The sequence below is a fragment of the Shewanella sp. GutCb genome, from assembly GCF_002836135.1.
Taxonomy (GTDB): domain Bacteria; phylum Pseudomonadota; class Gammaproteobacteria; order Enterobacterales; family Shewanellaceae; genus Shewanella.
Genome location: NZ_PJBL01000039.1, coordinates 1 through 10,907 on the forward strand (window position 1 = coordinate 1; position 10,907 = coordinate 10,907).

At 44.0% G+C, this 10,907-nt stretch carries 12 protein-coding genes; 10 read left to right on the forward strand and 2 right to left on the reverse strand.

The features are described from left to right. Window positions 1-91 precede the first annotated feature (91 nt). Complete coding sequence (locus tag CXF86_RS19455) at window positions 92-1,015, reverse strand: winged helix-turn-helix domain-containing protein (protein WP_102039830.1); 924 nt, start codon at window positions 1,013-1,015, stop codon at window positions 92-94. Window positions 1,016-1,309: 294 nt separating this feature from the next. Further along, window positions 1,310-2,587, reverse strand: a complete 1,278-nt coding sequence (gene pepB, locus CXF86_RS19460) for an aminopeptidase PepB (protein ID WP_102039831.1) — start codon at window positions 2,585-2,587, stop codon at window positions 1,310-1,312. 233 nt (window positions 2,588-2,820) lie between these two features. On the opposite strand from pepB, the gene sfsA reads away from it, so the two are divergent. The 10 genes from sfsA to CXF86_RS19510 all read left to right on the forward strand — a co-directional run bounded on the left by sfsA (window position 2,821) and on the right by CXF86_RS19510 (window position 10,878). Further along, the gene (gene sfsA / locus CXF86_RS19465; RefSeq protein WP_101092325.1) at window positions 2,821-3,525 is read left to right on the forward strand and encodes a DNA/RNA nuclease SfsA; all 705 of its coding nucleotides are present in this window, start codon (window positions 2,821-2,823) and stop codon (window positions 3,523-3,525) included. A gap of 160 nt (window positions 3,526-3,685) precedes the next feature. Then, the gene (gene dksA / locus CXF86_RS19470) at window positions 3,686-4,129 is read left to right on the forward strand and encodes an RNA polymerase-binding protein DksA (RefSeq protein WP_101092326.1); all 444 of its coding nucleotides are present in this window, start codon (window positions 3,686-3,688) and stop codon (window positions 4,127-4,129) included. A 57-nt stretch (window positions 4,130-4,186) separates the two neighbouring features. After that, complete coding sequence (gene gluQRS, locus CXF86_RS19475) at window positions 4,187-5,065, forward strand: tRNA glutamyl-Q(34) synthetase GluQRS (protein ID WP_102039835.1); 879 nt, start codon at window positions 4,187-4,189, stop codon at window positions 5,063-5,065. Window positions 5,066-5,245: 180 nt separating this feature from the next. Then, entirely contained in the window at window positions 5,246-6,547 is a 1,302-nt protein-coding gene (gene pcnB, locus CXF86_RS19480) for a polynucleotide adenylyltransferase PcnB (protein ID WP_232775035.1), read from the forward strand. Continuing rightward, a complete protein-coding gene (folK, locus tag CXF86_RS19485) occupies window positions 6,547-7,026 on the forward strand; it encodes a 2-amino-4-hydroxy-6-hydroxymethyldihydropteridine diphosphokinase (RefSeq protein ID WP_102039832.1) in 480 nt (159 codons plus the stop codon). The genes pcnB and folK overlap by 1 nt, the downstream gene beginning before the upstream one ends. A gap of 297 nt (window positions 7,027-7,323) precedes the next feature. After that, window positions 7,324-8,118 carry a 3-methyl-2-oxobutanoate hydroxymethyltransferase gene (gene panB / locus CXF86_RS19490; RefSeq protein ID WP_101092329.1) on the forward strand — a complete coding sequence of 265 codons (795 nt, stop codon included), beginning with the start codon at window positions 7,324-7,326 and terminating at the stop codon, window positions 8,116-8,118. Between the two features lie 60 nt (window positions 8,119-8,178). Beyond that, on the forward strand, window positions 8,179-9,027 hold the full coding sequence (gene panC / locus CXF86_RS19495; protein ID WP_101092330.1) for a pantoate--beta-alanine ligase: 849 nt from the start codon (window positions 8,179-8,181) through the stop codon (window positions 9,025-9,027). Window positions 9,028-9,501: 474 nt separating this feature from the next. Continuing rightward, window positions 9,502-10,008, forward strand: coding sequence for a hypothetical protein (locus CXF86_RS19500; protein WP_101092331.1), 507 nt, complete (start codon window positions 9,502-9,504; stop codon window positions 10,006-10,008). A 121-nt stretch (window positions 10,009-10,129) separates the two neighbouring features. Further along, window positions 10,130-10,537 (forward strand): hypothetical protein, encoded by a 408-nt coding sequence (locus CXF86_RS19505; RefSeq protein WP_102039833.1) that lies wholly within the window; start codon window positions 10,130-10,132, stop codon window positions 10,535-10,537. Next, the gene (locus tag CXF86_RS19510) at window positions 10,537-10,878 is read left to right on the forward strand and encodes a DUF4144 family protein (protein ID WP_102039834.1); all 342 of its coding nucleotides are present in this window, start codon (window positions 10,537-10,539) and stop codon (window positions 10,876-10,878) included. The genes CXF86_RS19505 and CXF86_RS19510 overlap by 1 nt, the downstream gene beginning before the upstream one ends. The last annotated feature ends 29 nt before the right edge of the window (window positions 10,879-10,907 follow it).

A 10,907-nucleotide genomic window follows, 5' to 3' on the forward strand; every position in this document is an offset into this window, starting at 1 on the left:
TTTCGATAGGTTTTTAATTATTACGAGGCTAAATACTTAAATGTCTTACTTTTTCTTTAGATAATTCGCTTTAATGAATCATCTGCTTCTTTTAAAAATGAGCCAATATCAACTCATACAAGGCATCGCTATCAATAACAACGGCTTGACCACCACTCTTAGCAATGGCATCAATCACGCCGGGTGACTCCACATAAGTGTACAGATAAAAGTCAGTATCATATCCAGCGGCACGAATGGCTTGCAGCAGCTTAAGCCCCGCGAGTGAATCACCATGCCGTCCCATATCTGAAATCACCGCTTGGTAGTGATACATAGATAACAGCATGAGCGCTTCTTCTGAGGTGACAGTGTTATAAACACCAATATTTTTCTCTTCTAAATAGGCTTTTTCAGCCAAGTTATTCTCAGGGTGATCGTCAACCCAAAGTACTCGACCCAGGGCTTTTGTTGGCTCACTATAATTGAGATTTTTCGTTTGTGTCGTGACTGAATCGCTATTGGCTCCGCCTAACCAAAACTGGAAAATCAACGCGAGTACCAGCAATAATGCAATCAATACTTTAGCAAAAATTTCCCACCATGAAATAGGCGCAATTTTTTTACGTCGCTCAATAAAGGGGGCCGAAGTGAAGGGTGTCTTTTGTGCTGCTTGAGGGCTAGCAGCAAGACCATCTGCAGTTGAAGGTTGAGTCTGTAGTGAGAGCTGCTTTCCGAGTACATGTTCGAGCCGATAACCTCGACCATGAACAGTCTGAATCAATGGTTCTGAATAACCTGCTTTACTAAAAATCTTACGCGTATCTGAAACCAGTTTAGACAATGACATGTCCGACACCACTGTGCCTACCCATATTTTGTCTAAGCAATCTTGTTTTGAACAATATTCTGGATAACTATTAGCGAGCAACTGAATAAGCATAATATTACGCTCATCAATAGCATAAATAGTGCCATTAATTAACAGTTCGGCTGTTTCACGATCGATAGAGAATTCACTAAAACTAAGCTTCATGGACGGCAAACCAACACTTAAGTAAAAAAACCAATAGTTAACAATAATGCAACATAAGTACTGTTTTAGCAAAGACTGTTTTCAGGGGGACTCACTTAAAAGAGCGGGAATTTGAATCATGGTCATTTCAGCAAGATAAGTATTAACTTTTACAATCAGCGGCCTATCACGCTAAAAAGTCAGCTATAAAAAAGCCACCTATAAATAAGGTGGCTTCATAATAGAGATATTACTGTATATAGCCTGCGCTATAGTAAAGACACAATCAATGTTGTGCTCCTAATACTCTAAAGACTAGTCTTCCAATAATCCAGCAATCGTCAGTACGCCATGAGTCGTTGCACCTGCAGCCCATAACGCATCACCAGAGTCTGAGAATGCCGACGCGAGATCAACGTGCAACCAGTTAGCATCTGGGGCAACAAAGCGCCATAGGAAACCCGCTGCATTTGAAGCACCACCGGCACCGCCACCCTTCATCGCTCGGCTGTTAGCAGTATCAGCATAAGGACTTGGACAACTGTCCATATGCCAAGGATCAAGTGGCAAAGGCCAAACTCGCTCGCAAGCGGCAATGGCTTTTTGTTGCGCTAATGCCAAGATTTCAGCTTTAGGAGAGAAAATAGCATTGTAGTTAGTGCCAACCGCCATAACGGCAGCCCCCGTTAGAGTGGCAGCATCGATAATTAATGACGCGCCCGTTTCTGATGCGGCTTGCAGACCATCAGCCAGCACTAAACGACCTTCAGCGTCAGTATTAACCACTTCAACAGTTACGCCATTTTTGTAGGTTAAAATGTCGCCCAGCTTATAAGCATGGCCACTGATTAAGTTCTCAGCGCAGCATAAAAAGAGCTTAACCCGTTTGTTAAGGCCTGACTTAATCGCTAAACCAAGTGCGGCGGTTACGGTGGCTGCACCGCCCATATCGCACTTCATGCCGAGCATACCTTCTGAACCTTTAATGCTGTAACCACCAGAGTCGAAAGTGATCCCTTTACCCACGAGTGCTACAGCAACGTCGGCATCGGCTGCCAATGGGTTGAAATCAACTTCAAGCAATGCAGGTGGACGTTCACTACCACGGCCTACCGCGTGGATACCTATCCACTGGTGTTCTAATAATGCTTCGCCTTCAATAATGCGGTAGCTAATGTTGTCGCCGCCAATATCACTCAACCATTTTGCCGCTTCAGTGGCTAACACCATTGGTGACAAATTTTCCGGCGTTTCGTTAATCAATTTACGGGCAAAGTTGGCACTCTCTAAACGGTTAGCAAGTAAGGCCTTTGCCGAATCGTCACCGGTCCACTGTATTTGTGGCTGCTTTTTAGCGGTAGCAAAGCCTTGAGCAAAGGCCCATTGCGCATCAACAGTCCATAAGTTGCCTTCTAGTGCAACAGCACTAACGCCTTGTCCTTGAAGCTTACGGGCAGCTTGTTGCACTTGACGCTGAATATCCCCCGCTTTGATATGAATTGAAGCCACATCGTTTTGAAAAGTAACATTGGCTTTTCCCCAGTGAGCAGCAGGTACTTCTTGGGTGAGGGTAACTTTCATTAAATTCGTCATTTTAGGTCCTTAAAATGTGAATCGATCAGCAAGGGTGCTCTCGACTCGTTTTCAGCTGAGTTTACTGGATCGCCTGTAATATCTAAAGTCGGGTATTAAATAGTTGAGCTCATTTTAGAATACTAACCGTTTCTTAATTATTTAATCTCAACCCGTACCTATGCATTATTCTCCAATCCTCCCGAAAAACTCTGTTAATCTAGCGGCAATATAGTCGTCATTAGGTAGCTAAAATGGAGTTTAACCCCGTATTTGATAGTGGGATCCTCATTCAACGATATAAACGTTTTCTAACCGATATCACTCTCGAGGATGGCAGCGAAGTGACTATCCACTGCCCTAATACTGGTTCGATGCGTAATTGCTTATTTCCAGATAGCAAAGTGTGGTTTTCAGTCTCTGATAACCCAAAGCGAAAATATAGCCGTACTTGGGAGCTCGCTGAAACGCCAAGTGGCGATATGATAGGCATCAATACTGGTCGTGCAAATACCTTAGCCGAAGAAGCGATTAATACCGGCGTAATAACAGAACTAACCGGTTATGCGTCATTACGCCGCGAAGTAAAGTATGGTAGTGAAAACAGCCGAATAGACATCTTATTAGAAGGTAACAACAAAGCCAGTTGCTATGTAGAGGTTAAAAGTTGCACCTTACTTGAGCATGGGCAAGGATACTTTCCAGATGCGGTGACCACTCGTGGCCAAAAACATTTACGCGAATTGATGGAAATGGTGACCTTGGGGCATAGAGCTGTATTATTGTTCGTTGTGCAGCATACAGGAATAGATTCCGTTAAAGCTGCAGCGCATATTGATCCTGTTTATGCTGCATTACTCGATGAAGCATATTCAGCTGGAGTAGAGATATTAGCCTATAGTGCCGAGCTGTCGCCCTCAGCGTCCCGTTTGGTTAAATCCTGTCCAGTTAAGCTCTAATTCAGAATATACAGTTGAAATTGTTCTTAATAGAAGACATAGTCAAAGAATCGAGTGCAGATAATATAAATTATTTGCCTATCTCGAGGGTTTCTGGTATAGATAGCGCCCGTTATTATACAGACGCCCTACAACGCAAATGATTAACAGGAGATGCGTTATGCCAGAAGGCACTAAAAAACTCGGTGTGCTCGCTATCGCAGGTGTATTACCTTACCAAGAAAAGCCCGGTGAGGAGTACATGAACGAGGACCAGTTGGGTCACTTTAAGACGATTCTTGAAGCTTGGCGTAACCAATTGCGCGAAGAAGTTGACCGCACTCTGAACCATATGCAAGACGAAGCGGCTAATTTCCCAGATCCTGTCGATCGTGCAGCTCAGGAAGAAGAGTTTAGTTTAGAATTACGTGCTCGCGATAGAGAACGTAAACTAATCAAAAAGATTGAAAAGACGCTACAGATAATCGAAGAAGATGATTTCGGCTTCTGTAACTCTTGCGGTATCGAAATCGGTATCCGTCGATTAGAAGCTCGTCCAACAGCCGATCAATGTATCGACTGTAAGACGCTTGCTGAGATCAAAGAAAAGCAGATGGCGGGATAATCGCTATCTTAAGGTGCGGAGCGTTATGCTCCGCTCTTTTGTTTCTAAATGTCTCTAATGGTTAACTCAACAGCTTATATCGGTCGCTTTGCACCGTCCCCTTCTGGTCCACTTCATTTTGGTTCATTGATTGCTGCCCTCGGCAGTTTTTTGCGTGCGCGTTCCATGAATGGCCAATGGTTGGTGCGTATCGAAGATATCGATCCACCACGAGAGATTGCCGGTGCTAGTCATCAAATTCTTAGCACATTAGAAGCGTACGGCCTGCACTGGGACAACTCAGTAGTCTATCAAAGCCAACGCCTTGATATTTATCAGCAACAGATCACCCAATGGCTGGCGACAGACCAAGCTTATTATTGTCAATGTAGCCGCAAGCAGATAAAAGCCATGGGGGGCAGTTATGATGGCCGTTGCGGAAGACTTGCGCAGCCGCATAAAGTGGGCGCTATCCGTATTCGCAACCACTATGGCGTGGCACAATTTTTAGATCAGATAAAAGGTGTGGTTAAAGTCGATAGTCAATTTGCTGCTGAAGATTTCATTATTAAACGCAGTGACGGCCTCTACGCCTACCAGTTAGCGGTGGTGCTTGACGATATCCACCAACAGATCACCGAGGTGGTGAGAGGCTCAGATCTGCTCGAGCCCACTTGCCGTCAAGAAAGTCTGTTTAAACTGTTGAAGCATCCAAGTCCAAATTGGCTTCATCTGCCGTTAGCATGTGCAGAAAAAGGCCGCAAGTTATCCAAGCAAAACCATGCGGCAGCAATTGATGTTGTAAAGCCGCAAGCCAGCATTAATGCGGCATTACGCTTTTTGGGCCAAACAGAAGTGACCCCAGAAAGACAAGCCAGCAAGATGCTAGAACAGGCTATCAGTCAGTTTGATTTAAGTAAGGTACCAAGGCAATCTGAAATACTCCTTGTTACGTAAACTGAATCGTATACTCATTGAGCTTTAATTGGGTTATCATAGCCCACTTGTTTTTACCTTAGTAAATATCCAAATCAGAGGTGTCCCATTTTTCGCCGTATTAGCCAATTCTGTAAGCAGTTATTTGATGATAGTCCAAAAGCTGAAGAAAATACTCAGGTCGGTCTGAGTTTAGAAGTTGTGCCTAGAAAAGCGCACTCAATTTCTCGTAGACAGATCAGCGACAATGCGATCAAAGTACTCTACAGACTTCATAAGTCAGGCTTTAAAGCTTACTTGGTCGGTGGCGGAGTACGCGACATTCTATTGGATATGCAACCTAAGGATTTTGATGTGGTGACCAATGCCACGCCAGAAGAAATTAAGCGATTATTCCGTAACTGTCGCCTCGTGGGTAGACGCTTCCGTCTGGCGCACATTGTGTTTGGTCGTGACGTTATCGAAGTCGCTACACTGCGTGGACATCACGTTGATAGCGAAGAGAAGATCTCTAAGACCAATGAATCGGGTCGACTATTGCGTGATAATGTTTACGGCACTATCGACGAAGATGCTGAACGTCGTGATTTTACCGTCAATGCGCTCTACTACGATATTAGCGACTTCTCTATTCATAGCTACGGCGGTGGATTACAGGATTTAGAGTCACGCACAATCCGTCTTATTGGCGACCCTGATACTCGCTATCGCGAAGATCCGGTACGTATGCTTCGCGCTGTGCGCTTTGCCACCAAGCTCGATATGACAATTGAATCTGCAGCAGCAGATCCAATAAAAGGCTTAGCGCCTTTGCTAAAAGATATCCCTGCGGCGCGTATGTACGAAGAAGTGCTAAAGTTATTCTTCGCTGGAAAAGCAGCCCAGAACTACAACATGATGCGAGATTTCGGTTTATTTGCGCCGCTATTTCCGTTAGTAGATTCACTACTGGATGAAGCGCCTCACGGGCCCATTGCTAAATTGCTGCAAGAGATGATGGAAAATACTGACTTGCGTATTGAGCAAGAAAAGCCAGTCACTCCCGCATTCTTTTATGCTGCGCTACTCTGGTATCCACTAACACAGCGTGCGGACGATATCGCACTCGAAAGTGGCTTAAGCCTCTACGATGCTTATACCGCAGCTATGGGCGATATAATGGAGCAGCAGTGTCGTACAATTAGTCTCCCGCGCCGCTTTAGCTCTGTGACAAAAGATATATGGCAACTACAGCTACGTTTTGAGCGTAACAAAGGCACCAAAGCCTTTAAATTTATTGAACACCCTAAATTTAGAGCCGCTTATGATTTACTCTTATTACGTGGCGAAGCCGAAGGTGGTTCCGTTGCCAAGAATGCAGCATGGTGGAAGAGCTTTGTCGAAGGCAGTGAAGATCAGCGTAATGTTATTGCTAAGTCGAGCAATAAAGGCGGCCGTAATCGTACTTCTCAACGTCGTCGTTCTAAGCCTTCAGACCAAGCAGCACCTAAACCTACAGAGTAATGATTCAGGTCTATGTTGCATTGGGGGCTAACTTAAGCCAACCCATCGAACAACTCAACAATGCTTGCCAAGCATTGTTGAGCATTGCCGAAGACAATTCATTTAGCATCTCCCCTTACTATCGCTCAGTGCCCATGGGCGACGTTCAGCAACCCGATTACGTTAATGCGGTTGCTGGCTTTAAAACAGATCTCGCCCCCATCCATCTATTAGATGCATTACAAAAGATTGAAAATGAACAAGGCCGACTCAGAACACTGCGCTGGGGGCCTAGAACCTTGGATTTAGATCTACTGCTATACGGTAATGAGCACATCAATCTACCTCGACTGACCGTTCCCCATTATGGAATGAAACAACGTAGCTTTGTATTAGTGCCATTATTTGATTTGACTCCAACACTCATATTGCCAGACAAGACACCGCTGGCCAGTTTGATCACCGATTGTTTAACCGCAGAACTGCAGGTGGCACAGTAATAGCCATGCCATCAAATGCTTCGAACCCACACTCGATGAGCATACTTGTACTGCCGCTGTTGATGACCTCAACAAGGAACACCATCCCTGCAAACAGGTTTGAATTAAAGCGTTTAGGACGCTAAATAGCTCACAGACTTAATGGCACAAATGCAAAACCTATCCCTATAAGTCATTTTTAAGTTAATTTTTTGATAGAATACCCACGTTAGTACAGAAGTTTGATTCCGAGATCATTGAAGTTCAGCCCAACTTGGCATATAACAACTCAACAAATTAGGTTTTAAAATTACCACTATGTCCAAAATTACGAGTTCCACACTGAGAACCTTCAAGAGTGAAGGCAAAAAATTCACTGCATTAACGGCTTATGACGCCAGTTTTGCGAACGCATTCGATAGCGAAGGTGTTGACGTACTATTAGTCGGTGATTCAATGGGAATGGTACTCCAAGGACATAACGACACACTCCCGGTTACGGTTGACGATATTGCCTACCATACTCGCTGTGTTCGTCGTGGCGTTGAACGTGCATTGCTTATTGCCGATATGCCCTTTATGAGTTACGCGACACCTGAACAGACCATGATTAACGCGACGACGCTTATGCAAGCTGGCGCCAATATGGTAAAAGTTGAAGGTGGCCACTGGCTACTCGAAAGTGTCAAGATGCTAACCGAACGCGGCATTCCTGTATGTGGCCACTTAGGCTTAACGCCGCAATCAGTACATGTATTTGGTGGCTTTAAAATTCAAGGTCGTGATGCCGATAATGCGCAGCGTATTCTTGATGAAGCCAAAGCGATTGAAGCGGCAGGGGCACAACTCCTCGTTGTTGAGTGTATTCCCGCGCCGTTAGCTAAAGCCATTACTAACGCATTAACTATCCCCGTTATCGGCATCGGTGCAGGCGCAGATACTGACGGTCAAATCTTAGTTATGCATGATGTCTTAGGCATTTCAAGTGGTTACATTCCACGTTTTTCGAAAAACTATCTAAAGCAAACTGGCGAGATCCGCAGCGCTGTTCGTGCTTATATTGACGAAGTCGCACAAGGTGTTTTTCCAGCTGAAGAACATACTTTTAGCTAAGTGGTTCGACTATCAGCTTATTTCAGTATTCATATTTGTCAGTGTTAGAGCACGAGTATCATGATCACCACAGAATCGATTAGCGTTATTCGCGAGCAAGTCCGCGCATGGCGTATCAAAGGCGAAACGGTTGCCTTTGTCCCGACAATGGGCAACTTGCACCTTGGGCATATTACCTTAGTTAAAGAAGCGAGATCACGCGCAGATCATGTGATCGCTTCTATCTTTGTCAATCCAATGCAATTTGGCCAAAACGAAGATTTAGACGCGTATCCAAAAACCTTAATAGATGATCAAAAGGCCTTGATTGCGGCGGGTGCAGAGCTGCTGTTCACGCCAACGCCAGCCATCATCTATCCTAAGGGAATGGACGTTCAGACTTTTGTTGAAGTACCGTTAATCTCTGATCAATTGTGCGGCGAAAGTCGCCCTGGTCACTTTCGCGGCGTAGCAACCATTGTGTGTAAACTGTTTAATATCGTTCAACCCGATATTGCCGTTTTTGGGCAAAAAGACTTTCAGCAACTGCTCGTGATAAAAACCATGGTCGAAGACCTGTCTATGCCGATTGAGATTGTAGGCGTAGAAACCATACGTGAAGCCTCAGGCCTTGCGATGAGTTCACGTAATGGCTACTTAACGTCAGCACAAAAGCAGCAAGCGGCGGTACTCAAGCAAACCTTAGACAAGATGGCGAATGAGCTTTGCTTAGGCAAGCAGATTGATGAGGTTATAAAAGCTGCGCAGCAAGTTATTGCCTCAGCAGGCTTTAGAAACGACTACCTCGATATTCGTCATGCTAAATCCTTCAACAAAGCGCTGAGTAACGACAATGAATTGGTTATTTTGGTCGCCGCTTATATGGGCGAAACGCGATTAATCGATAACCTAGTGCTGCAGATTAATTAGACGCGGCACTCCTATCTTGACTATATTTGGCTCAAAGCACCTGCTCTGAGCCATTTAATACTCCCTCCCATTAAAAATGTTCCCATCGATTTATCAACAACTGATTCAAGCATGACTATCTCAGATTTTAAGCCCCATCGCGCGACATATACCGTCAATTGAAAGCAGGAAGTCAGATGCAAGAAGTGGGCGAAGCTGAGCTCAATCCAAAGAGACTGATTACGGGGGAATAACGCGTCAATACTTTGAACATTAGTGACTCAATAACTCACGCCCCCTATCAGCAGTGCGCTTGCCACTGCACATTGATTCATATCAGTCGAGTGTCAAAAAACTGGTGTTATGGTCTGAGTTAAGCCATAGTATATTGGTCATCCAGTAATCATTTATACATAATAAGTGTTGTAGCCTAGAGACTGAAACACACGCTTATAGTGATTAATAATCATTGAGTCGAAAAGGATATTTAGCCCAATGGCGAAAGTTATATTCTCAATAATTTGCTTAATACTTAGCGGATACGTTGAAGCAAACAGTATTTTTAAATGCATTAAAGATGACAAGATTGTCTTTAGTCAGCACTCCTGTCCAAAAGAGTTTCGTCAACATAAAATTGAGTATGTACTGGGTATCACCACTGAAACGGATTCAGACAAACGCCTCAGCACACTCGACCCTCTGCAAGTGTTATTACAGAAAGAAACCATTTCAAAAGAGCGTTTACTGCAGCTATTAGAGAGTGAAATGTATCGCTTGAAGCAAGAGAATAGCTATTTTGAAATATTAAGAGCCAGCGAGTTACAAAAGCTAGAACGTAATCGATATTGGCAGAAAAAGGAAAGCACCGATCCGGAATATGCCGAATCAATTCAAAAGATGAATTTGCACTTCGACAACCTCATCACCAATAATACCACCACTATTATTCTTCTGGATGATCGCAAAGAACAAATTACCCAAGAAACCACAGAGTCACAGTAACGGCTGGGGTATAAACCAATATTGCTTGCAGATAAACGCCACAAAATAGATATCAACAGCACATTTTGGACAACGCTAGGGTAATATTCTATGAGTCCAGTAGCAAACACTCGGTAACACCATGCGCAAACTCAGTTATATCGCCCTATTCATATTTGGACTGTTATTGGGGGCAAGTCTCGCCTACATCACCTTACAAAAGGTTATCGCTAGTCGCGGTGGAATCGGGATGCATGGTTTTGTTGCCACGGCAAATAAAGTACTTCAACAACGAGAGATTACCGAAATGTTAATCTGCTCAAAATTGGCAATGAATGCTGGTCATAAGATTGATCATATAAGTTTAAATATGCGCTTAAACACACTGCTAAAACCTTATGATAACGGTCATCAACGCGCCTTTTATGTGTTGGTTTATATTAAAGGTTACGCTTTTGGCGTCGCTGATAGCATCAAAGATAAAATAAAAGCTTATGACAATTACGCCTGCCAAACACAATACTCTTGGCTTCTAAAACAGGAACACTAATGACAATCGCATTAGCGCAAGTTAACTGGCCTATCGTACTACGACAACAAAACAGCAGTGAACTGCTACGACTTGAAACAATGCATGACTGGCTAGAACAAACAGGCATGCTTGGTGTGTTAACAGGGAGCTTTATTGTCGATTATAGCGGTAACAGCTATCTGATTACCGAGGACAGCCCCATCAAGATCCGCTTGGCTTCTCCGCAACTGACACTAGCAGAACTGCGTCAGTCTGTTCAGCAATACGCTAGTCTTAACGGTCATTGCTGTACCAGTAAACTAAATCTCAATACCATTGCGCAGTTATTCGATATCGTCGAATTTATCGAGCAGAGTTAGCGCTTAGTCGAACACAAAAATAAACCCAT

What these genes read in the sequence shown, in the direction of transcription:
- CXF86_RS19455 (WP_102039830.1), bottom strand. Translation starts at nt 1,015, where the DNA reads ATGAAGCTTAGTTTTAGTGAATTCTCTATCGATCGTGAAACAGCCGAA.
- pepB (WP_102039831.1), bottom strand. Translation starts at nt 2,587, where the DNA reads ATGACGAATTTAATGAAAGTTACCCTCACCCAAGAAGTACCTGCTGCT.
- sfsA (WP_101092325.1), top strand. Translation starts at nt 2,821, where the DNA reads ATGGAGTTTAACCCCGTATTTGATAGTGGGATCCTCATTCAACGATAT.
- dksA (WP_101092326.1), top strand. Translation starts at nt 3,686, where the DNA reads ATGCCAGAAGGCACTAAAAAACTCGGTGTGCTCGCTATCGCAGGTGTA.
- gluQRS (WP_102039835.1), top strand. Translation starts at nt 4,187, where the DNA reads ATGGTTAACTCAACAGCTTATATCGGTCGCTTTGCACCGTCCCCTTCT.
- folK (WP_102039832.1), top strand. Translation starts at nt 6,547, where the DNA reads ATGATTCAGGTCTATGTTGCATTGGGGGCTAACTTAAGCCAACCCATC.
- panB (WP_101092329.1), top strand. Translation starts at nt 7,324, where the DNA reads ATGTCCAAAATTACGAGTTCCACACTGAGAACCTTCAAGAGTGAAGGC.
- panC (WP_101092330.1), top strand. Translation starts at nt 8,179, where the DNA reads ATGATCACCACAGAATCGATTAGCGTTATTCGCGAGCAAGTCCGCGCA.
- CXF86_RS19500 (WP_101092331.1), top strand. Translation starts at nt 9,502, where the DNA reads ATGGCGAAAGTTATATTCTCAATAATTTGCTTAATACTTAGCGGATAC.
- CXF86_RS19505 (WP_102039833.1), top strand. Translation starts at nt 10,130, where the DNA reads ATGCGCAAACTCAGTTATATCGCCCTATTCATATTTGGACTGTTATTG.
- CXF86_RS19510 (WP_102039834.1), top strand. Translation starts at nt 10,537, where the DNA reads ATGACAATCGCATTAGCGCAAGTTAACTGGCCTATCGTACTACGACAA.